Raw genomic sequence first — 22,437 nt, forward strand, 5'->3', positions numbered from 1 at the left:
AGTGTTAATAGTCTTTTTGAGTAGGAAGCCATTTCCGCTGTCTATGCATATGAAGAAGTAATAATTTTTTATAACGACGATGCGGTGCACGCTAACTTTCATAGCTTTAAAGCCAGCGCTGCAGCGGAAATGAATTGAAGGCGGTCTTTTTCAGATTTTAAAAAACTAATCACCCAACTTACTGAAACCGACGTCGCGTCTAGATTATCTTTAAACGAGAGAGATATTAGACAATTAAACAGTAGAGTTACCTTTTGGTCTAATTACTCTGATAAATTTTTAGGGTTTTCTGTTTTTGTACCCAGTTTAACTTATGCCATATTAACTCAACTCGGTTTTAATACTGATGATATGGCATTGCAAAAAATAGATGACGCAAACTGTGAAGTTTGCGCTTTGGAATTTGAAAATCATTTTGTTTTAGAATTTCTCCGAGGTGGTTTTTCAGGTGTTCGAGTTGTAGATAAAAAAAATAATAATATTGAATTGTTAAGAGGTAATTTGAGGGTAACCTCTCAGAAGCAGCTTGATTCTTTGCCAATATTAGCAGAGCACGACCACATGAAGTTCTGGCAAAATTCATGTGAAATGATGTTAAGGAAAAAATTTGGTATTACACCTGCTATCTCTTTACGAAAATTTATTATTAATGACTTTCTTAAAAAAGATTATTCACAAAAAGAGGGTCTCCCCCCATTATCCCATGCACATCAAATGGAAAGAGCTGAGATAATTAGTTTGCATAATAAACAATTAAATCGTGGTTCTAATAAATTTCATCAAGGGCAAATGGTTATTCATAAAGTAAGACAAGAGTTAGGAAGTGGTTACATTTCGTTTATGTACGACGAATTAACTGCTGACGTTGAATTTGAAGCAGCAACTTTTTCTAAAATTAAGTTAAGTAATTTCGAACCAGGTATTCTGATAAGTTCAAAAAATTCAAATAATGTTCAAGTTATTAGCCCTTCTACGATTAATAATTATGAATCAATGGCATCACATTTAAGTGCAAGTAAAAATCTTCTTATTGATGAATCTGAGGTTATAAAACTAGCAATAAAAGATGGTGGTGTATTCATCGATGAAAGTGTTACATGGGGTATAGTAGGTGTTCGACTTAAACAAAAAAACGAAGAGCTAGAAAAAATGCTGAAATTTTATGGGTTTGAAAAAAATCGAAAATCACCGTTAGTTTACTCAAAAAAGCAACTGCCTTCTAAAAACTATAAATACATTAACATTTTTTTATTTACGAAATATAACTACACCATCTAACGTTCGGCCAATTTGTCTTTACTAAGCAGTCAGATGCGAAATAAAGAGCATAATGCTTAAGAATAAACTTCAAAAAAAAGCATCTGGTCAACCAGAAGATGTTAAGGTTGAAGAACTATCATTATGGAAAGCTATATATAGGGATATCTATGAAAGTTATTCGTTTTTTCTTTTTACTTGCCCTTTTCTCGGGTTCAGGGTTTGTATTGCTGCCACTGGCCTACGATTCTGCCTCATTTTTCATTTACCAGCACACAAGTGAAGCAATTGTACGCATGCATATGCGCTTTATTCCAGATGAAAAATATAACCAGGAGTTGAGCATTGCAATCGAAGAAGATGACATTGAGTTAGCAAATCAAATTTATGAAATAGGTACAGATCAAAACGTGACGTTTAATGAGGGATTGATAAAGTCGCTTGAGGATAAGAATTCTACCTGGTCAACATTTAGCAGAAATAGCCGGCAAGCTTGGCAAGGCGCTATTACGGGTGATGTTTCATCGGGTGCAGGTTTTGCGGGAGCAGTAGCATCAGACTTTACCGGTATTAGTGACTTTCGTGATCTGGCCATTGAACTTGATGCCTACCCTAATTATGACTCATTTACGGTTGGTCTATCTTTGGTAGGTATCACTGCAACGGCATTAACAGTCTCTTCTTTTACAAATGCTGGGGCTTCGGCATTAGCCGGTATAACTGCTAGGGTAGGTACAACCAGTCTGAAAGTTATTCGGACTTCAGGTAAGTTATCAAAAAAACTTGAGACGGTTTTAAAAGGGCATACAGATAAGATTATTAACAAGCAGGTGATTGAAGGCTTGTCTGAAAAAATCAAAAGTATTGACTTGAAGACGGCAGATACTAAAGAGCTTAATGAGCTATATGTCCTTGCAAAAAAAACGGTGAATGTTAAAGCGATTAAACCGTTAGCTGGTGCATTAAATGATATCAGAGTCATCAGAGGTAATTCTGGTTTTGTTGGCCTGTCTAGGGGGCTAACAGTAGCAGATGACCTTACTGACTTATCAAGATTGTCAAAGTTATCAGCGGTCACCAAGGCTAAGTTTGCTGGCGTAATAAAGTTGGCACCAAAACTGGCAAAACCTATATCTAAAATTTTGCGAGTGCTAATAGAAGCAATAGCATTTCTATTTGGATCAATAGTTTGGCTTGTAAGTGTATTATGGTACTTAGTTAAACTCATCAAGTTTATTGTAGCCAGAATATTTAATTTGATTAAAAGTCGATCTAGTCCAGTTATCAAGAAAAGTTGCGTTAAGTTACCAGAAAATGCTATAGACGGAGAGCAATCATAATTGCTCTATTTGTCACAAAACCACACCCATACTAATTACTACTTTAAAATCCCCTCAATAGGTTAAGTGGTTAAATATTATGAGTATTGCTTAATAAATGCCGCTGTCTTTAATATTAATTAAGAACAATTAAAGTATTATTTTGTCACATAAAGCTGTGCATGGCTTTTGTGACTAAGGATTTTAAGGTAAAGGTCAAAAATAAGTGATTTTAGGTACAGGCAGGGTATTTGATTTTGAGCTTAATGAAAATTTTGTCACAGATCCGTCACAACAGTGTGCGAAAGTTAAATGCTAGAAACCCCATTTAAGGGAAATTTATATTTATCAGTGAGTTATTAAGAAGTGTAAAGTGGTTGCGGGAGCCGGATTTGAACCGACGACCTTCGGGTTATGAGCCCGACGAGCTACCAGGCTGCTCCATCCCGCGTCCGATATTATCCCCGAGCAGTAGAGATAATGGGTTGATTTGCAAGACGTTAATTGATGACCTTTAGAATAACTTGGTCACAATTGGTTGCGGGAGCCGGATTTGAACCGACGACCTTCGGGTTATGAGCCCGACGAGCTACCAGGCTGCTCCATCCCGCGTCCGTCATTGCGGGGCGCATCTTAGTGTTTTTAGATAAGCGATGCAAGCGGTTAATTGCAAAATTTTAGCGAATGGCAGTCAACTGCTGCTTTAAGCAGCGGCTTGTTGTTTTTAACATCAATATCGTTGCTAACGATAATTCTTCAAACGTCTTTAAAGCACATTCTGTTATACTACTGGCCATTTTATTTGAAGGTTGGGTGTTATGCTGGAATTCTGGGCTTTAACGTCAAAAGGCGTCGAAGAGCTGTTAGCCGATGAGATACGTTCACATCAAGGCGAAGTATTAAAAGTTTCTATGGGTGTGGTGCGCTTTAAAGCCGAGCTAAGCAGCGCTTATCAGTTGTGCTTATGGTCGCGCTTAGCTACCCGTATTATGCGGCTGATCCAGTCAGAGCCGGTAACAGCAGAAACCGATCTTTACCAAGTGGCCCGAAAAATCGATTGGCCACAGCTCATGACCATTCGACAAACGCTTGCCGTAGATTGCGTAGGTAAACACGCCACTATCGATAATAGCCAGTTTGGCGGTATGCGTTTAAAAGATGCCATCGTCGATCAATTTCGCGAAGAAACCGGTCAGCGTCCAGATGTCGACCGGTTAAACCCCGATATGCGCTTTCAAGTACGTTTAGAGAAAAACTTCTTTCATTTCTTGCAAGATTTCTCTGGCCCATCATTACATCAGCGTGGTTATCGCGCCGGGCAGGGGGAAGCGCCATTAAAAGAACATCTGGCGGCCGCATTATTAAAGCGTTCGGGCTGGACACCCGAGCAACCGTTATTTGATCCGTTTTGCGGTAGCGGTACCATTATTATTGAAGCGGCTTTAATTGCGCTGAATAAAGCCCCCGGCTTACAGCGCGAGCGTTTTGCTTTTGAAGGCTGGCCTGGCCATCGTGCCGCGATATGGCAGCAACTTAAAGCCGCCGCGAAGGCGCAAGAGCGTAGTTTACCCGATCAGATACTTTGTTATGGCAGGGACACCGACGAGCGCGCATTAGGTAAAGCGCGGCAGAATATTGCGCGTGCTGGTGTCGCACATTTAGTCAGTGTCGATTATGGTGATGCCACGGCATTACAAAAAGCGGTTAGCGAGCAACCGGGTGTGATTGTCACTAACCCGCCTTATGGTGAGCGGTTAGGCGATTTACCCAGTTTAATTCCGTTATACAGCAAATTTGCTTTAGCGTTAAAACAACATTATCAAGGTTGGCGTCTAGCCATTATTACCTCAAATGCCGATTTACTGCGTTCATTGCGTTTATCAAAAAGTAAAACTTACAAATTTACCAACGGCCCATTGGATTGTGAATTCACCTTATTTGAATTAACTGAAAAACAAGTAGCGGTCAGCTCAAGTGCGCCGTCGTTGTTTTATAGCGAAAGCAGCTCCTTTGGTAATCGTTTAGCGAAGAACTTAAAACAATTACAAAAATGGGCAAAACGCGAAAACCTGAATTGTTATCGTTTATATGATGCCGATATTCCTGAATATAACGTCGCGGTAGATTGGTACGACGGTGAAGTGGTGGTGCATGAGTATGCGGCACCGGCAACAGTTGATGAAGGTATTGCGCAAAAACGGTTGTTTGATGTGGTCAATCAAGTGCCTACGGTACTAGGTATTACATCCGATAAAATGATTTTAAAAGTGCGGGAAAAGCAAAAAGGTAGCAATCAGTATCAAGCCATGGCTAAAGCGGGGCAATATAAAGAAGTGTCAGAATATGGCGCGCGCTTTTTGGTTAACTTGCGTGATTACCTGGATACCGGTTTATTTTTAGATCACCGCTTAACGCGTCGGCTTATTCAGCAACAGGCTAAAGGCAAAACGGTTCTTAACCTCTTTGCTTATACCGGCACCGCGTCTGTTCACGCTGGTATGGGTGGTGCGGCGAGTGTTACTACCGTCGATATGTCGAATACTTATTTAGATTGGGCAAAACGCAACTTTATGCTGAATGGCCTACAAGGTAATCAGTATCAGTTTGAGCAAGCTGATTGTTTACAGTGGCTGTCACGTAATCGCAGTTTGTATGATTTGATCTTTGTGGATCCGCCAACCTTTTCTAACTCAAAGCGGATGGAAGACAATTGGGATGTACAGCGCGATCATGTGAAATTAATCAATATGTTGATAGGGCGGTTAGCACCCGGTGGCAAGGTAATTTTCTCGAACAACAAGCGGCGTTTCAAAATTGATCAAGCCGCCCTAGTCGAGTCTGGTTGGCAGGTAAAAGATATTTCTGCCGCTACCTTACCAGAGGATTTTAAACGCAATCCGCACATTCACGTGTGTTTTGAGTTAACGCGTTAATGGCCGTTTATACCCTTTACAGTACTTGGGGTTGCCATCTGTGCGAAGAGGCAGAAAGCCTGTTATTCACAGCAGGCATTGCCGAGCAAACTCAGGTTCTGGATATTATCGACGATGAACAATTGCTAGCGCGTTTTCGGGTGCATATCCCGGTGCTGGCTGGCACCGATCAGCAAGGTAATGAAACCTTAATTTATTGGCCTTTTACAGCGGCACAGTTACAGCATTGGCTTAAGGATACAAAGTAGTGGAGTTATTACGTTTTCAACAGGCGAGCTTGGCTTTTGGTACCAACCCGGTATTAGATCAAGTCGATTTTAGTTTATTCAGCGGCGAGCGCGTGTGTTTAGTGGGCCGCAACGGTGCAGGCAAATCAACTTTTTTAAAATTGCTGACCGGTCAACAAAACTTAGATGATGGCCAAATCGTTATGACTAACGGCGTTATTTTAAGCCGTTTAGAGCAAGATCCCCCGGCGAAAATGGACGTGAAAATTGCCGATTTTATTCGGGAAGGTGCCGGCGATTTAGCAGATAAAGTACAGCAATTTTATACCTTATCTGAAAACTTAGACGGTGCCGGCGATGCCGAATATCGCTTATTTGAAAGCCTGCAAGCTGATTTAGATGCCCGCGATGGTTGGGGTTTAGAAGCGCGCGTTGAAATGCTCTGCCAACAGTTTGAAATGGACGGCAATAACAGTTTAGCGACCTTATCAGGAGGTTGGTTACGTAAAGCGGCTTTAGCCCGCGCGTTAATTGCCAAGCCCGATATTTTGTTACTCGATGAACCTACTAACCACTTAGATGTAGCTGCTATTAACTGGTTAGAGCAATTTTTATTAAGCTTTGGCGGCGCGATAATTTTCATCTCGCACGATAGGGCGTTTATTCGCGCCTTAGCAACCCGCATTATCGATTTAGATCGTGGTCAGCTCACTTCGCACCCCGGTAATTATCAAGAATACCTCGATCGTAAGCAAAAAATGCTAGAAGACGAGCAACAACATAATTCACTATTCGATAAACGTTTAGCCGAAGAGGAAGTGTGGATCCGCCAAGGTATTAAAGCGCGCCGCACCCGCAATGAAGGCCGCGTACGTGCGCTTAAAGCATTACGGCAAGAACGCGCGGCTCGGGTTGAGCAATTAGGCAAGGTCGATTTTAATATCGAACAAGCGGCGCGCTCTGGTAAGTTAGTATTTGAAACCAAAGCGTTAAGCCATGCCTTTAGTGGTAAAGCAGTATTGAATGACTTAGATTTGTTGGTGATGCGCGGAGATCGGATTGCTTTATTAGGGCCAAACGGTGTCGGTAAATCCACTTTGATCAAATTACTGTTAGGTGATTACCAGCAAGATAGTGGCGAGATTAAGCGCGGTACCAATTTAGAAGTGGCTTATTTTGACCAACACCGGATGGCGTTAGATTTAAACGCCACGGTGCAAGATAACGTGGCGGATGGTAAACAAGAAATTACCCAAAATGGTCAAACGCGGCATGTATTAAGTTACTTACAAGACTTTTTGTTCCCGCCATTGCGCGCGCGAACACCCGTGCGTGCTTTATCGGGTGGTGAGAAAAACCGTTTGTTATTGGCGAAATTGTTTGCGCGGCCAAGTAACTTATTGATCCTCGATGAACCGACTAACGATTTAGATGTGGAAACCTTAGAGCTGTTAGAAGATATATTACAGCAGTATCAAGGTACCGTGTTGTTAGTTAGCCATGACCGTGAATTCGTTAACAATACCGTAACCAGCTCATTATTATTTGCCGGTGAAGGCAAAATTATTGAATTAGCCGGTGGTTATGACGAAGTCATTGCTTGGCAAAAACGTCAACAAACGGCGCAAAACAGCAAAGCGCCAGTAAAAAATAATGATAAAAACAACAGCCAAGTTGAGGAAAAGCCGATACAGGCTTCTGTTAACAATGGTAAAAAGCTATCATACAAAGAAAAGCGCGAGCTAAAGTTGTTACCTGCCTTAATTGAAGAGCTTGATCAACAAGTCAAAGCCTTACAGTTGGAAGTCAACGACGCCGAATTTTTCAAAGGTTCTGCTGAGCACACACAGCAAAGATTGAACCTATTACAAGATACCGAGTCGAAGCTGGCGCAAGCGTACACGCGCTGGGAAGAATTAGAAGCTGCAATTTCGTAAATTTTTAGGGGCCATGCATGAAATTATCACCGATCAGCTTAGCATTATTGCCGTTGCTGACAGTATTTACGGCGCAAGCCGCGGTGTATCAGATCGTTGAATTAGATACTACCACTAAAGTTCGTTCCACCTCGGGTGTTGCGGCAACGCCTCAGGGTGAAGTAATTTTAAATGGCAGTACCTTATTAGACTTTGAAATTGATCTTGATGAAATCGATTTTGAGAGTGAAGTCATCTTAGCGCTATTTACTGATGAGCAGATCGAAGAAATTAATAATGGGATCTTTAGTTCCACGGTTAAATCCACGTTAATCAACTATCTTAGTTCACAAGCTTTTGTCACTATCCAGCCTGTTGGTTTAACGCGTGTCATACGCCAAACGCAAAACGCTGGGCAATCGCAAGTGGTGTTGCGTGATACGCAGCAGACCAAAAATAACGATGAATTTGCTTATGCCGCGAACAACAGCGGTTATATTGCAGGTATTGCCACCGCGCCATCCTTTAAAAGCACTTTTACGCCCACGGCTGCGCCGGTAGCTGAAGGTGAAGAGCCGGTTGAACCAGCCAATCCTTATACTGCCTGGATCCCCGAAGCCGGCTACTTGTTCGGCTATGTTGTTAATGGTCAGCAAAGCACCGCTTTACCGCCACAGTTTTCAAGTTATGGTGGCGGCATGTCAGCGGCCCTTGATATTAATAACACTAATCTGGTGGCGGGTTTTACCTCTACCGGTATTACTACAACCACTCAAGAAACCATTGATTCAATTTGTACTGGCTTTAGTCAGCCATTGCAGTACTGTTTAAATCAAGTTTTGTCTGCTAGAAGCGTGAATGTGCTTTCCTTGTTAAGCAAAGTACGTTTATATGGAACGGTAGACACTTATACCGAGGGTTATGAAGAGCGTGCTGCTCTTTGGCAATATTCACCAGAGGGTACAGCGGTATTAAATCGCACTTGGGGCTTTTTAGGTGAGAAAGGTACTGGTTCAGCAGCAACGGCCTCTGAAGATTATACCGTGCCGGTATATTACAGCCGGGCTAATGCTGTTAATGACAGCGGTATTGCTGTCGGTAGTTCGTTATATTCAGACACCAGCCGTGTTACGACCTTTCTAGATGGTTTTGGTGGTGAATTCCGAATTATTTACAGTGCGCCACATGCCACCATTTTTAATGGTGACAGCGTGACAGGCTTTATTGATACTGAAGAATGGGTGGGTAGTGTCGCTACTGATATTAATAATCAGAATTTAATAGCGGGCTATGCGCTGAAAAACATTAATAGCAGTGTTCGCTCACGTTTTTTTACTTATGATATGAACACGCAAACTTTGCGTTTTCCTGAGGGTTTTTTCAGTAGTTCAGGTACTGAACCGCTGGATATGAATAACCAAGGTCAGGTAGTTGGCCGAGCTGAAGTGATTGTAGGCGGTACTACCTCACGCCGTATTAATGCTTTTCTGTACGATAACGCCAGTAACACCTTTACTAATTTGAACAGTTTAGTGGGATGTGATGCGCCTTACACCTTAGTTGAAGCGAGTTCAATTAATGATGATGGTGTGATCACCGCAACCGCGCTAATTAATCGAGTGGTGTATGGTTATAATGGCGAGCCGGTGCTTGATGAAAACGGTGATGTGTTTGAATCTGAGCAAGCGACCACCGTACTTTTACAGCCTATTGCTAACGGCCAAGTTGAAGACTGTAATGCCGAAGACAATACCTATGAACGTAACGCCGGTTCACTTTCAGCGTTATTGTTGATGTTGCTGGGTACTTTACCTTTTCTACGTCGTCGCAGCCGCGCGCGATTAAACCGATAAGCTATTAAGTTTACGGCATAAAAAAAGCTGCTTCGGCAGCTTTTTTGTTTGCATAACCTCATCGACTTCGCTTTATGCTTTTATGTTTGAAATTCACTTTGCCTTATAGCACTTCCATCTAAAAATAAACAACCGCAAAAACCGACTACTTCTCATGCTGTTAGTCAAAGTCAAGTTGTTTATTATAGTAATTTCGCTTGAACCTTTTGCCGTCTTTGACTATCTATTAAATGTAACATTTAGCTGTTATGGCAGCGCAGTGTTATTTCTAAATAAAAATTGTGAGGAAGATTGCCGTATGAAAAGACAAAAACGTGATCGTCTGGAACGTGCTCATGCTCAAGGTTATCGTGCTGGTGTTACCGGCCGTTCAAAAGAACTTTGTCCTTATCAAAATTTAGACGCTCGTTCTGAGTGGTTAGGTGGCTGGCGGGAGGCCATAGAAGATCGTAACGTAGGATTATTCAGTAAAGGCGCTTGATGTCTTAAATTGAAATGCAAAAGCCCCGAAATTAACGGGGCTTTGTGGTTTTTATTGTCATTACAACAGATTAAAAACTAGAAGTGTCTTGGAATAATCCAACTTTAAGATCGGTTGCTGCATAGATATCGCGTCCGTCAACACTCACTACACCGTCACCAATCCCCATAAACAGTTTACGCTTAATCACACGCTTCATATTGATGGTGTAAGTCACTTTCTTCGCCGTTGGCAATACTTGACCAGTAAATTTCACTTCACCAACACCTAAAGCACGCCCTTTACCCGGGCCACCGGCCCAACCTAAGAAAAAACCAACCAGTTGCCACATGGCATCAAGGCCTAAACAACCTGGCATAACCGGATCGCCTTTAAAGTGGCAAGCAAAGAACCACAGCTCAGGGGTAATATCTAATTCGGCAATGATTTGGCCTTTACCATATAAACCGCCTTCTTCAGAGATGTGCACTATGCGATCCATCATTAGCATGTTGTCAGAAGGGAGTTGGCTGTTGCCTGGGCCAAATAATTCACCGTTGCCGCAAGCGATTAAATCTTCTTTTGAAAAGCTATTCTTAGTCATGTATGTTTATCCAATAAAAATGCATCATCAGCTTAGCGAACAGCTGTACGCTAAACAAGTCCGATTTGTTATAGTATTAACGATTTCTGCAGGTAAATCATTCTAAAACGGTTTGTTCAGCGCTGAAACTGAACCAGCCACACTCCGACACCAAGCAGGTGCGGGTAACGCGTTATGATGGAGTGTCCCATGAGTAATGAAAAAAAGCCGGCGTTAAGTAACGCAGAAAAACAACGACGCTACCGTGATAGGCAAAAAGACTCCGGTAAAAAAGAATTACGCGGCTATTTAACACCAGAAGCCTTAAAGTGCTACGAAGATATTGTGCAAAAAACGCAGTGGAACGACAGCACTATTTTGAGCAATGCGCTGCGTTTAATGTATGCCGCACATAAACTTGGCCAAGTGGGGATTTTAAATAGCTGGTTAAATGAACATAAACGCTAAAAGTGACGCCACCGTGTGGTAAAGGTATAATAGGCTTCATTTTTTGCTTGAAGCTTATTTCAGGAAGGCGCCATGATTTTATTTGTGCAGGATCTTACCGTAATTGATTTTTCTTATCTGCATCGGCAGCGTGGCATGTTGGGTGAAAGCTTTATTGTCGATGTCGAGCTACATGGTGCTTTAGATGACACCGCTATGGTGTTCGATTTTGCTAAAGTGAAAAAAGTGATTAAACAAGCGATTGACCAATTAGTTGATCACAAGTTAGCCGTTGCTGCGGCGTGTCCTGCGCTTCGTTACAGTGAAGCAGAGCAAATGATTGTGCTGCACTATCAAAGTGAACGCGGCACCATACAACTCGCTTGTCCGCCTTCTGCTTTTGCTTTTATTCCCGGTACAGAGATTAACGAGCAAACGGTAGCCCATTATCTTGAGCAACAAATCAAACCCTTGTTACCTGATAATGTCGCTAAACTCGTTTTAAAATTACGCAGCGAAGCGATGCGCGGTTTTTATTATCATTACAGTCATGGTTTGAAAAAACACGATGGTAACTGTCAACGTATTGCCCATGGACATCGCTCTACTATTCAAATCTTTGAAGATGGCATGTTAGTGCCACGCTTAAATAAAATGTGGTGCGAGCGCTGGGAAGATATTTATTTAGGTAGTAATGACGATCTCGTTTCGGCCGAAGCCTTGTCGTATTTAACGCCGGAAAGCGATGATTACAGCTTCCGTTATCAGGCTACCCAAGGTTGGTTCGAGTTATGTATACCTGCCTGTCATTGTGAACTTGTGCCTTGTGATACTACGGTAGAATGTCTGGCCGATTTTATTGCCGATCAGTTAAAAGCGGCCAATGGCAGTAAACAATATAAGGTGGTAGCTTATGAAGGTGTGGGTAAAGGCGCTATTGCTCTGCGCGATTAGTCTTGGGGCTAACGCCGCGGAAGTGGTGTTAAATGGCACGTTAACCCAAGGCAGCTTAATTCGCGGTCAAGCCCCTGTTGGGGCCGAGGTATGGTTTAACGAGCAACCGGTTGTTGTTAGTGCGCAAGGCCAGTTTGTTTTTGGTATTGGCCGTGATGCTGCACTACAACATCAACTTAAAGTGGTACATCAAGGCAAGCAACAGCAATTTCCGCTGCGCTTTACCGCCAGAGAATACGATATTCAGCGGATCACCGGCGTGGAGCAAAAGTATGTAGCACCGCCAAAAGAAGTCAGCGCGCGCATTGCCAATGATAGTGCTAAAGTTCGACAAGTTCGCAGCACATTAACTGAACTTCAAGCCATTTTCGCTGAGCCCGTGCGCCCAGCAGCAGGGCGTATCAGTGGAGTTTATGGCAGTCAACGTGTGTTTAACGGCCAACCGCGCAATCCACATTTTGGTTTAGATATTGCCGCTCCGATAGGTGCACCGGTATTTGCGCCATGGGCAGGTAAGGTGTTACTGGCTGAAGATCTGTATTTTTCAGGGTTAACGGTAATTGTTGATCATGGCTTTGGGGTGAGCTCAACCTTTATGCATTTAAATGCCATTAAAGTAAAGGTTGGGGATACCGTAGCACAAAGCCAACATATTGCCGATATTGGGGCGACAGGCCGCGTTACCGGCCCGCATTTAGATTGGCGTATCAATTGGTTTCAAGAGCGGCTTGACCCGCAACTGTTGTTACCCGAATTTACGCCAAACCAAACGCAGCGTTTAGCGCTTACCCCTTAAAGCTAAAAAAGGGTTGTTGAGTTTTAACTCGACAACCAGTGTTTTACTGTTACTTCGTTAGCTACATTTAACATGGCAACTCCTGGTGCAGCCTGTTGTATCGGTAGTGCCAACTCGAGTAATCGATCTTTTCTAAAAATGAATAACGGCTGCACAGAGCCTAGCGGTAAACGTAGCATTAGCTCCGTTAAACTCGTTTCGCTGATCTTATAACCGCCCAAGGCCACTAATTGGTCGCCGCTCATTAATCCGGCCTGATGGGCAGCCGAGCCCCGATATAATTGCTGAATAAACACGCCTTGCGCTGTCGTTTTAAGGCTGCAGCCTAAACTGGCTGGCACGACCTTACTGCTTTCACCGGCCAGATCGCTAAAACTGCTGGGCGCGCGCTGTGTTAAGGTTAGGCCTAGTTTGCCCAAGGTTGCTGCCAGCGGTAAGGGTTTGGCTTCATTGATCCAGCTCGTCAATTGGGCAGCGAGTTCGGGTAATTGCCATGCGATGAGTTGCTCGAATATAGCGTTATCCGAGGTGCCTGTTGCAACATGCTGCTGATACAGTTGTCGGCAAAAAGCAGCCAAATTTAATCCTTTAGATTGCAGTTCAGCCTCTAGCAATAAGGCCACTAACGCGCCTTTCGCGTAATAACTGACCACACTGTTAACCGCATTCTCATCTTGTAAATAAAATTTAGTCCACGCCGTAAAGCTGCTATCCGTTAAACTTTGCTGACTATCTGAGGGGTTGCGACTGACCCGAGTAATTAATTTCTCTAACACCGTTAAATAACGGCTTTGCTCGATAATACCGCTTTTAACTAAAGCTAAATCATCAAAGTAAGAGGTAAAACCTTCATAAAGCCATAATTGCCGACTGTACTGCTCTTTATCTAAGACATAGGGCGTAAAACATTGTGGTTTTAAGCGTTTTACCCACCAAGTATGAAAGTATTCATGGCTGAATAAGCCCAACAGATTCTGATAGGCTTCGGTTAATTCTGTTTGTTGTACTGCAGGTAAGTCATAGCGATTGCAAAGTAACAAGGTACTAAATTTATGCTCTAAGCCACCATAGCCTTGCTCGGTCACCCAAAGTAAAAACCAATATTGATCTAAATCTCGCGGCAATTCGCCAAATACATCGCGCTGTACCTGGCAAAGCTTAGCGACATCGGCAGTTAAGCGCGCTTCATCATACAGGTTATAACCACTGACCACGACGTAATGCGGCACACCATCCAAATTAAATTGCTGCACATTGAAAATGCCCACCAGTAAGGGGCTATCTATCAGATGATCATAGTTATCAGCCTGATAACAACCAAAGTCGAGCGGGGCGGTATGAGTTGCTTTGGGCATGGCCGTAGCAACACGCCATGCCGCGCAGCGAAGATCAGTGGGTTTGTGCAGGGTCAGTGAATGGGGCTGTGCCGTCATTTCACTGACGTTTAAACACAGACAAGCCGGGTTAAGCACTGCCAGTTCATCATCAACATAGGCTGCGCGAACCGATAAATCATTAGCGTAAACTTGGTAAGTTACGGTGACCGGTTGTTGCCCACAACTGAGCTGCCAAGATTGTTTATCACGTTGCGCCAGATGAAGTTCACCGTCGGCATCATAAGCATTGATGTTGACAATATGCCGCGCAAAATTCCGCACAAGGTAACTGCCAGGGATCCAAGCCGGCAGGGTTAACTGATGCATTGCGCTGCTAGGCTCAAAATGCAGCGATAGGGTGAGTAGATGCGCACTGATATCATCAAAGGTTATTTCATACTGCACGGCTGACATAACGGGATCTCCAAAGGCTTATGCTAACGGCTAATTGAACACTATTATGCCGTTTCGTTATTAAATTACCAAATGTGCCACAAGTGTTCAGCACACAGGGCTGACATCACGTATAATATGACCATTTATCAGTTAAGGAATTTTATGTCTAACGAAGCCCTCATCATAAAGCGCATGGAATATGCGGTTACTCGAGTGACAAAAACGGTATTTCCTGGGCGCACCAATCATCATAATACGTTATTCGGTGGTGAAGCCCTAGCTTGGATGGATGAAGCCGCTTTTATTGCGGCGACGCGTTTTTGTCGTAAGCCATTAGTTACCGTGTGTTCCGATCGCGTTGATTTTAAAGAATCCATTGCGGCGGGAGATATTGTCGAGTTAGTTGCCCGTGTTGCGCACGTCGGTCGTACCAGTATTAAAGTGCAGGTCGATATTTTTGTTGAAAACATGTACAACGACAATCAACACAAAGCCATTTCTGGTAGCTTTACTTTTGTCGCTTTAGATGAAGATCGCAAACCCACACCGGTGCTAGGCTAAGTTGCACTTGTATAACTGGCCTGACCTTGTTATGTTGCATTAAAAATTAGCCCTGCCAGAGAGTTAGCCACATGAAGACAGCAACAGAGTGGTTTAGTGAATACGCCGTTAGTCATCAAAACTCGGTGAATAAAGCCATCCATTGGGTAGCGGTGCCGCTTATTTACGCGTCGGTGTTGGGTTTGCTGTGGCAGATCCCTATGCCATTTTCAGGCTTGGCAGAGCAGGGCATTAATTGGGCTTTGTTACTGGTAATGCCCGCGTTACTTTTTTACTTTCTACTCGCTTTTAGTTTAGGCCTTGGCATGACCATCTTTACCGCTGCCGTGGTGACAGCGCTAAGAGCATTGGAGCAACAAAGCCTGTTTGCCATTTGGCAAATTGCCGCTGCGGTGTTTGTATTGATGTGGATCTTACAATTTATTGGCCACAAAATTGAGGGTAAAAAACCGTCATTCTTTCAAGATCTGGCCTTTCTGTTGATTGGTCCTGCCTGGTTACTCGGTTTCATTTTGCAACGTTTTCGCATTCGCTATTAATTTAGTTTGTGAAGTGTGCGCGGTTTTATGGCCAAAGTTGCGATTAATGTCTGGTTGTATACGGCAGGTAGCCGAGGCATTATGCGCAGCTATCGTTATAATGCATCTCTATTATGATAGAAACCGGCGTCAACATTGAATAAACTTTTCGAAGATAGAAACCGACAATTCTGGATCCTGCATTCTCTCGGCTGGCTCGGTTTCGCTATAGTCAATTATCTCAGCTCTCTGATGTTAGACACCCGAGATGCTTTTCTGATCGTGATTAGCCTCGATGCCTATGTTGGTTGGTTATTAACCATACCGCTGCGCTATCTTTATCGTAAAGTCTGGTTCTGGGAACCGTGGAAAATGGTGCTGGTTATTTTGGCAGCGGCATTATTAACGGCGTTAGTTTGGACGGTGATCCGCAATTTTAACTATTGGGAGATCTATCGACATGGCTATCGCCCAGCCGACTGGTTTTTATATATCCGTGATACGCCCGTGGCCTTTTACGTTATGCTTAGTTGGAGTGGCTTGTATTTTGGTATTAAGTACTATCAAACCTTACAACTAGAAAAACAAAAACTGCTTACGGCGATGAATAAAGCGCATGAAGCGCAATTAAAAATGCTACGGTATCAGCTAAACCCCCATTTTTTATTTAATACACTGAATGCCATCTCAACCTTAGTATTAATTAACGATAACGATACTGCCAATAAGATGGTCAGCCGTTTAAGCGATTTCTTACGCTATTCGCTGTATAAAGACCCGATTAATAAGGTCATGCTTGAGCAAGAGATCTATGCGGCGAGGTTGTACTTAGAAATTGAAAAGGTGCGATTCTCAGAACGACTAGCAATAGTGATCGATTTAGAGCCTGGCACCGAAAAAGCTTTAGTGCCCAGTTTAATTTTGCAGCCATTAATTGAAAACGCCATTAAGTATGCGGTGGCAAGTCAAGTGGATGGAGGCGAGATCACCATCAAAGCCAAACGCTTTGGCCATGATCTATTGCTTGAGGTGGCCGACAATGGCCCAGGCATGCCGTTAGTTGATGGCTTAGTTAAAGCGGCTGACAACACGGACAGTGGCGTTGGATTAGTGAATACACGAGAAAGACTGGCTGCGTTGTACGACAATGATTTTGCTTTGGTATTAACTCATAATCAACCGCAAGGTGTAAAAGTGAATATCAGAATTCCATTACAACTAGAGAAGACGGATATTGAACATGCTTAATGTAATCGTAGTGGATGACGAACCCTTAGCGCGCAGAGGTATGTTAGTTCGATTAGCTGCATTTCCTGAATTGAAGGTGATTGCAGAATGTGCGAACGGGCCTGATGCATTAAAAGCCATTATTGAGCTGTCACCCGATTTGGTGTTTCTAGATGTCGAAATGCCAGGCATGGACGGTTTTGCAGTGTTAAAACAATTACAGGCGCAAGAAATTAAATTGCCCTACATCGTCTTTGTGACGGCTTATGATCAATATGCCTTTAATGCTTTTGAAGTGAATGCATTAGATTATGTGTTAAAGCCTGTTGAAGCGGATCGGCTGAAAGCGGCGGTAGACAAGGTGATTACTTATCATGGGGCGTCTGACAATCAAAAACATAAAGATCAGCTGGCGGCGGCGGTGGCGCGTTTAACCGGTGATCAAGCCAATCACATCTTAGAGCGTTTAGATAAAGCAGAGCCCGTGGTGAACAGTCGTTTCCCTGAAGCGATCAGTATTAAAGACAGTGGTGAGATCACTCGGGTACCGGTAGCCGAAATCGATTGGGTAGATGCTGCGGGCGATTATATGTGTATTCATACTCGCGATGGCCAAACCCATATTTTACGCCGTACCATGAAAGAATTAGAGAGCGAATTAGATCCAAGGCAATTTGTGCGAGTGCATCGTTCGGCTATTGTCAATGTACAAACCATTGCTAAACTGCAAATGCTTAGCAATGGCGAACATCAATTACTGTTAACTAATGGCCAAGCGGTTAAGGTTAGCCGTAGTTACAAAGACCGTGTAAAACAAGTGTTTAGCCATTAACTGCCCCTTTAATAACTGCCCACTTGCTGTTGCCAGCGCACTAAGTAAGGATCAATCGCCTTAGTGCGATCGCCGGTTTTAGCCAGTGGGTACAGGGTTACCTCACCGTGTACTTCACCGGCCATTTGTAAATGCGCTCCTTGTTGTAAGGCTTCCACTGCATAAGCACCCAGTTTAGTGGCTAAGATGCGATCTGCGCCAACTGGGCTGCCGCCACGTTGAATATGCCCCAAAATACAGGCGCGACATTCAATACCAATCGCTTTGGTGAGTGCTTCAGCCAGCGCGGTGGTGCCGCCAGGGTAACTGTTTTCAGCCACCACAATAATGTAACTGGCTTTGCCCATTAACAGTTGAGCATGCTGTATTGGCGTGGTGATTTGACGTAAATCTTTGGGCGTGATTTGACTAAACTCAGGGCAAATAATTTGCTCGGCACCGCCGGCAATCCCTGCGGCTAAACTGATATAACCGCTGTGACGCCCCATCAGTTCCACCAGAAAAATACGTTCAAAGGCATCGGCTGTATCGCGAATTTTATCAATAGCATCCAGTGCTGTATCAATGGCTGTGGCATAACCAATGGTGTTGGTGGTGCCATCAACATCATTATCAATGGTGCCGGGCACGCCAATAATTTGCCCATCATAATACCGGGCAATTTCCAAGGCACCTCGAAAACTACCATCGCCACCAATCACAATTAAGGCATCGATATTCAATTGCTGTAGGTTATCGGCGGCCAGTTTGGGGCCTTCTGGCGTTTGCAAAGCAGGGCAACGTGCACTTTTTAATATGGTGCCGCCGCGTTGAATAATATTATGCACATGCTGCGGTAGTAAGGTGCGGTATTCTTGTTCTAATAAACCGATGTAGCCGTGCTCAAAGCCGATCACTTCGATACGACACGCCGCCGCCGTTAGCACCACGGCTCGGATGGCGGCGTTCATTCCTGGCGCATCTCCGCCTGAGGTCAGTAATGCAATCCGCTTAATCGTAGCCATATAATTATTCTCCTTTGCCATAAGCCTTGATTATAACGACAGATCTCTAATTTACTTTGATTTATCGCAATTTGATAGAAACACCGCGACAGTAGGCCGAGTTTTAAGCGACAATATAAACCCTTCTTGTTGATTCGTTATTTTGTTTAGGAAAACCTGCGGCATGCATCAAATTACCGGTAAAACCTTGATCGGTTTCTTACTCGCCTTAACCACTGCCGTGCTATGGGGGATATTACCCATCGCATTAAAAGTGCTATTGGAGGTATTTACCACCAATACCATTACTGCCATTCGTTTTTTGTTTGCGGCTTTGATGGTAGGGGTTTGGCTTGGACTAAGAGGTAAGTTGCCGTCATTGGCGTTAATGAAACAGCGCAAAATCTTTATCTTAATGGCCATTGCCGTGGTGGGCTTGCTGCTAAACTACATTTTATATTTATCTGGTCTGAATAACTTAACCGCAGAAACCGCGCAAACCTTAATACAATTAGCGCCATTTTTAATGATGCTTGGCGGTATTATTATTTTTAAAGAACGTTTGTTACTCTGGCAACGCGTAGGCGCCATATTGTTGGTCAGTGGCTTGTTATTATTTTTTAACGAGCGGCTGCTCAGTTTAATTGTGCAGGCCAGCAATGAAACGCTTGGAGTGATCTTAGTCATTTTTGCGGCCATTACCTGGGCCGCCTATGCGTTGGCGCAAAAACAGTTGTTGGTCAGTTACAGTTCTAAGCAAATTATGTATCTGATTTACTTTGCCGGGAGTATTGCTTTTATTCCGGTGTCAGACTTCACGCCACTGGGGCAATTAAGTGTACTGCAATGGTCATTGCTGCTGTTTTGTTGTTTAAACACGGTGGTAGCTTATGGCGCTTTTGCCGAAGCCTTACACCATTGGGAAGCCTCGAAGGTCAGTGCGGTACTGGCGATTACGCCGTTAATTACCATTTTAAGTGCCAATGTGGTCGCCGCAATTTGGCCGACGTTGTTGGTGCCACAGCAACTGAATATTTGGTCTTGGTTAGGCGCTATCCTAGTGGTAATGGGCTCTGCTTTAACGGCTTTAGCACCGCAGTTCGTACAATATCGCGAAGCACGCCGTGTGAGAAAACTACAACGCGATGTGTTATGACACAAGACAACGACCAAAATATTAAACACGCTAAACAAAAAGGCCCTGCAATGCAGGGCCTTTGCTAATGATACAAAAACTTATTTAACGGTCACAATGCGGCAGGTATTAGACGCGCCAACCTGTAACATCACATCGCCGTGCGTCATAATGACTAAGTCACCTGATTTTAAACCGGCTTTCTCTCTGATCACCTTGATGGCTTCATCAGCTAAAGACAAGGCTTCTACTTCGGTGCTGTCAAAATGCACGGGATAAACACCACGATACATCGCCATTTTGTTCAGGGTTTTGGTATGGCGCGATAGCGCATAAATAGGCTGTGGTGAGGTGATACGAGACATCAACTTCGCAGTATAGCCTGATTCAGTTAACGCAATAATGGCTTTAATACCTGGTAAATGGTTTGCCGCATACATCGCAGACAATGCAATAGTTTCACTGACTTCTGTGAAGTTTAAGTTCATTCGATGCTTAGAGCTTTGCACTGATGGGTGTTTTTCAGCACCAATACAAACGCGCGCCATGGCTTTGACGGTTTCAATCGGATATTTACCTGCAGCAGTTTCAGCAGATAACATGACACCGTCAGTACCATCTAACACAGCATTGGCCACGTCCATGACTTCTGCACGCGTTGGCATCGGGCTTTCGATCATGCTTTCCATCATTTGCGTTGCGGTGATCACAATGCGATTTAATTGACGTGAACGCGCGATAATGCGTTTTTGTTGGCCAACCAGTTCAGCATCGCCTATCTCAACACCCAGATCGCCACGTGCTACCATCACGGCGTCAGAAGCACGAATAATGTCGTCGAGGGTTTCATCATCGGCAACGGCTTCAGCACGTTCTACTTTTGCCATAATGCGGGCTTCAGAGCCTGCTGCCACGGCAAGTTCACGGGCATAACGTAAATCATCACCAGAACGCGGGAAAGAGACGGCAAGGTAATCAACATCAATTTCAGCGGCAGTAATAATGTCGCGTTTGTCTTTTTCAGTCAGGGCAGGGGCGGTTAAACCACCACCTTGGCGGTTGATCCCTTTATTGTTACTTAATTTACCACCGATAGTGACTTCAGTGATCACGCGCTCGCCTTGCACGTCATTTACTTTTAATACAATTCGGCCATCATCTAACAGCAGTAAGTCGCCGGCAACGACATCTTGTGGCAGTTGCTTGTAATCGATACCCACTTGTGTGTTATCGCCTTCACCTTTACCTAAAGCGGCATCTAGCACGAAGATTTGACCTTCTTCTAGCATGATGGCGCCATCTTTAAAGGTTGAAACCCGAATTTTAGGGCCTTGTAGATCGCCTAAGATGGCGACATTGGCGCCTAACTTAGCCGCGGCAGCTCGGACCATCTCAGCACGTTGCTTGTGATCTTCTGCCGTTCCGTGAGAAAAGTTTAAACGAAAAACGCTAGCACCAGCGCTGATCAATTTTTCTAGGATAGCTTGCGTATTAGTTGCGGGGCCGAGGGTGGCGACGATTTTTGTTCTTCTGAGCATCGAAAACTCCTGCTGTTGAAGCTGTGAATAGCTTACTACTTAGTCTAATGTAATTTTATTACATAACCTAGCAGAAAACTGAATTAAAATTACAAAAACGATCATATTTCAACGATTAGCTGATTTGATCTTTTTTATCAAAGCGCGAACCACGCAAACTATCTTTGACTTTCTTTAAGTTTTCTCGAAACTTACTGCCACGTCTTAAGGTAAAGCCGGTCGCTAAAATATCAATTAATACCAGTTGCGCGACCCGCGAAGCCATTGGCATATACATGTCGGTATCTTCGGGTACATCAAGAGAAAGCACCAAGGTACATTCTTTAGCTAACGGGCTGTCATAAGCCGTAATACCAATAACCGTTGCATCGTTTTCACGTGCTATCGCTGCGATATCACACAGGTTTTTCGTTCTACCCGTGTGGCTGATACACACGACCACCTCTCCATCACAGCTGTTAATTGCCGACATACGTTGCATGACGATGTCATCAAAGCAAACCACCGGAACGTTAAACCGAAAAAATTTGTTTTGTGCATCATGGGCTACCGAGGCAGAAGCCCCCAGGCCAAAAAATGAAATTTTCTTTGCTTGGGTTAAGACATCGACCGCACGGTTAATGGCGCTAATATCAACTCGTTGCCGTGCAGTATCCAGTGCAGCCATAGTCGATTCAAAAATTTTGGCCGTGTAAGCCTCTGGGCCATCTTCTTCTTCGACATGCCGGTTCACATACGGCGTACCATTAGCAAGACTTTGTGCCAAGTGTAGTTTAAAATCAGGAAAACCTTTGGTATCGAGTCGACGGCAAAAGCGATTAACGGTGGGCTCACTCACATCTGCTAATTTTGCTAAAGAAGCAATGCTGCTATGAATAGTGGTTTGAGGATTCGCCAGAATAACGTCTGCAACTTTGCGTTCGGATTTGCTGAAGTTATTGACGCTATTAATAATTTTTTCAAGTACGTTCATTAGCTGCTACCTGCACTTATCATTCCTCGTAAGGTCGAGGTGAGTTTTTTTAAGTTTAATGATCTGTCGGTTATACTGTTTTATTTCAATTGTGCCGACAAAACAGTATTAAATTTACCACAAAACCTGAGGAATAGGATAAAACCTGCACTA

At 43.7% G+C, this 22,437-nt stretch carries 19 protein-coding genes, 2 tRNA genes and 1 pseudogene; 15 read left to right on the top strand and 7 right to left on the bottom strand.

All coding sequences use genetic code 11. The features are described 5' to 3' along the window. Window positions 1-156: 156 nt before the first annotated feature. Together JAO78_RS15045 and JAO78_RS15050 are read left to right on the top strand one after the other, a co-directional pair. Window positions 157-1,278 (top strand): annotated as a pseudogene (locus JAO78_RS15045) (EH signature domain-containing protein); the annotation flags it as partial. Window positions 1,279-1,427: 149 nt separating this feature from the next. Next, entirely contained in the window at window positions 1,428-2,597 is a 1,170-nt protein-coding gene (locus JAO78_RS15050) for a hypothetical protein (RefSeq protein WP_226752190.1), read from the top strand. Between the two features lie 353 nt (window positions 2,598-2,950). Here JAO78_RS15050 and JAO78_RS15055 read toward each other — a convergent pair. After that, window positions 2,951-3,027: transfer RNA gene (locus JAO78_RS15055), tRNA-Met, on the bottom strand. 84 nt (window positions 3,028-3,111) lie between these two features. After that, a tRNA-Met gene (locus tag JAO78_RS15060) sits at window positions 3,112-3,188 on the bottom strand. A 206-nt stretch (window positions 3,189-3,394) separates the two neighbouring features. Between JAO78_RS15060 and rlmKL the strand changes: the two genes are divergently transcribed. From rlmKL to rmf, 5 genes are all read left to right on the top strand, one after another. After that, complete coding sequence (rlmKL, locus tag JAO78_RS15065) at window positions 3,395-5,509, top strand: bifunctional 23S rRNA (guanine(2069)-N(7))-methyltransferase RlmK/23S rRNA (guanine(2445)-N(2))-methyltransferase RlmL (RefSeq protein WP_226752191.1); 2,115 nt, start codon at window positions 3,395-3,397, stop codon at window positions 5,507-5,509. Next, window positions 5,509-5,757, top strand: a complete 249-nt coding sequence (locus tag JAO78_RS15070; protein ID WP_226752192.1) for a glutaredoxin family protein — start codon at window positions 5,509-5,511, stop codon at window positions 5,755-5,757. The genes rlmKL and JAO78_RS15070 overlap by 1 nt, the downstream gene beginning before the upstream one ends. After that, entirely contained in the window at window positions 5,757-7,673 is a 1,917-nt protein-coding gene (uup, locus tag JAO78_RS15075) for an ATP-binding cassette ATPase Uup (protein ID WP_226752193.1), read from the top strand. Before JAO78_RS15070 ends, uup begins: the two co-directional genes overlap by 1 nt. 17 nt (window positions 7,674-7,690) lie before the next feature. Further along, window positions 7,691-9,505, top strand: coding sequence for a DUF3466 family protein (locus JAO78_RS15080; protein WP_226752194.1), 1,815 nt, complete (start codon window positions 7,691-7,693; stop codon window positions 9,503-9,505). Window positions 9,506-9,803: 298 nt separating this feature from the next. Continuing rightward, complete coding sequence (gene rmf / locus JAO78_RS15085) at window positions 9,804-9,986, top strand: ribosome modulation factor (RefSeq protein WP_226752195.1); 183 nt, start codon at window positions 9,804-9,806, stop codon at window positions 9,984-9,986. A gap of 70 nt (window positions 9,987-10,056) precedes the next feature. Here rmf and fabA read toward each other — a convergent pair whose 3' ends face one another. Next, entirely contained in the window at window positions 10,057-10,569 is a 513-nt protein-coding gene (gene fabA, locus JAO78_RS15090; RefSeq protein ID WP_226752196.1) for a bifunctional 3-hydroxydecanoyl-ACP dehydratase/trans-2-decenoyl-ACP isomerase, read from the bottom strand. Window positions 10,570-10,758: 189 nt separating this feature from the next. Here fabA and JAO78_RS15095 point away from each other — a divergent pair, with 189 nt between their 5' ends. From JAO78_RS15095 to JAO78_RS15105, 3 genes are all read left to right on the top strand, one after another. Beyond that, a complete protein-coding gene (locus JAO78_RS15095; RefSeq protein WP_226752197.1) occupies window positions 10,759-11,016 on the top strand; it encodes a hypothetical protein in 258 nt (85 codons plus the stop codon). Between the two features lie 72 nt (window positions 11,017-11,088). Then, complete coding sequence (locus JAO78_RS15100) at window positions 11,089-11,949, top strand: 6-pyruvoyl trahydropterin synthase family protein (protein WP_226752198.1); 861 nt, start codon at window positions 11,089-11,091, stop codon at window positions 11,947-11,949. Next, the gene (locus JAO78_RS15105; RefSeq protein WP_226752199.1) at window positions 11,909-12,745 is read left to right on the top strand and encodes a M23 family metallopeptidase; all 837 of its coding nucleotides are present in this window, start codon (window positions 11,909-11,911) and stop codon (window positions 12,743-12,745) included. The genes JAO78_RS15100 and JAO78_RS15105 overlap by 41 nt, the downstream gene beginning before the upstream one ends. Window positions 12,746-12,768: 23 nt before the next feature. Here the strand turns inward: JAO78_RS15105 and JAO78_RS15110 are convergent, their stop codons facing one another. Then, the gene (locus JAO78_RS15110) at window positions 12,769-14,535 is read right to left on the bottom strand and encodes a M61 family metallopeptidase (protein ID WP_226752200.1); all 1,767 of its coding nucleotides are present in this window, start codon (window positions 14,533-14,535) and stop codon (window positions 12,769-12,771) included. A 144-nt stretch (window positions 14,536-14,679) separates the two neighbouring features. Between JAO78_RS15110 and JAO78_RS15115 the strand changes: the two genes are divergently transcribed. The 4 genes from JAO78_RS15115 to JAO78_RS15130 all read left to right on the top strand — a co-directional run bounded on the left by JAO78_RS15115 (window position 14,680) and on the right by JAO78_RS15130 (window position 17,655). Next, window positions 14,680-15,078 carry an acyl-CoA thioesterase gene (locus tag JAO78_RS15115; protein ID WP_226752201.1) on the top strand — a complete coding sequence of 133 codons (399 nt, stop codon included), beginning with the start codon at window positions 14,680-14,682 and terminating at the stop codon, window positions 15,076-15,078. 71 nt (window positions 15,079-15,149) lie between these two features. Further along, on the top strand, window positions 15,150-15,617 hold the full coding sequence (locus JAO78_RS15120) for an Mpo1 family 2-hydroxy fatty acid dioxygenase (RefSeq protein ID WP_226752202.1): 468 nt from the start codon (window positions 15,150-15,152) through the stop codon (window positions 15,615-15,617). A gap of 135 nt (window positions 15,618-15,752) precedes the next feature. After that, on the top strand, window positions 15,753-16,844 hold the full coding sequence (locus JAO78_RS15125) for a sensor histidine kinase (RefSeq protein ID WP_226752203.1): 1,092 nt from the start codon (window positions 15,753-15,755) through the stop codon (window positions 16,842-16,844). Further along, on the top strand, window positions 16,837-17,655 hold the full coding sequence (locus JAO78_RS15130) for a LytR/AlgR family response regulator transcription factor (RefSeq protein ID WP_226752204.1): 819 nt from the start codon (window positions 16,837-16,839) through the stop codon (window positions 17,653-17,655). The genes JAO78_RS15125 and JAO78_RS15130 overlap by 8 nt, the downstream gene beginning before the upstream one ends. 8 nt (window positions 17,656-17,663) lie before the next feature. Here the strand turns inward: JAO78_RS15130 and JAO78_RS15135 are convergent, their stop codons facing one another. Then, entirely contained in the window at window positions 17,664-18,659 is a 996-nt protein-coding gene (locus tag JAO78_RS15135; RefSeq protein WP_226752205.1) for a 6-phosphofructokinase, read from the bottom strand. 163 nt (window positions 18,660-18,822) lie between these two features. On the opposite strand from JAO78_RS15135, the gene JAO78_RS15140 reads away from it, so the two are divergent. After that, complete coding sequence (locus tag JAO78_RS15140; protein WP_226752206.1) at window positions 18,823-19,794, top strand: DMT family transporter; 972 nt, start codon at window positions 18,823-18,825, stop codon at window positions 19,792-19,794. Window positions 19,795-19,874: 80 nt separating this feature from the next. On the opposite strand, the gene pyk is transcribed toward JAO78_RS15140, so the two are convergent. Together pyk and JAO78_RS15150 are read right to left on the bottom strand one after the other, a co-directional pair. After that, window positions 19,875-21,311 carry a pyruvate kinase gene (pyk, locus tag JAO78_RS15145; RefSeq protein ID WP_226752207.1) on the bottom strand — a complete coding sequence of 479 codons (1,437 nt, stop codon included), beginning with the start codon at window positions 21,309-21,311 and terminating at the stop codon, window positions 19,875-19,877. A gap of 115 nt (window positions 21,312-21,426) precedes the next feature. After that, window positions 21,427-22,284: a MurR/RpiR family transcriptional regulator gene (locus JAO78_RS15150; RefSeq protein WP_226752208.1), complete on the bottom strand. Its 858-nt coding sequence runs from the start codon at window positions 22,282-22,284 to the stop codon at window positions 21,427-21,429. Window positions 22,285-22,437: the final 153 nt, after the last annotated feature.

The organism is Alishewanella maricola, from assembly GCF_016343785.1.
Lineage (GTDB): Bacteria > Pseudomonadota > Gammaproteobacteria > Enterobacterales > Alteromonadaceae > Alishewanella > Alishewanella maricola.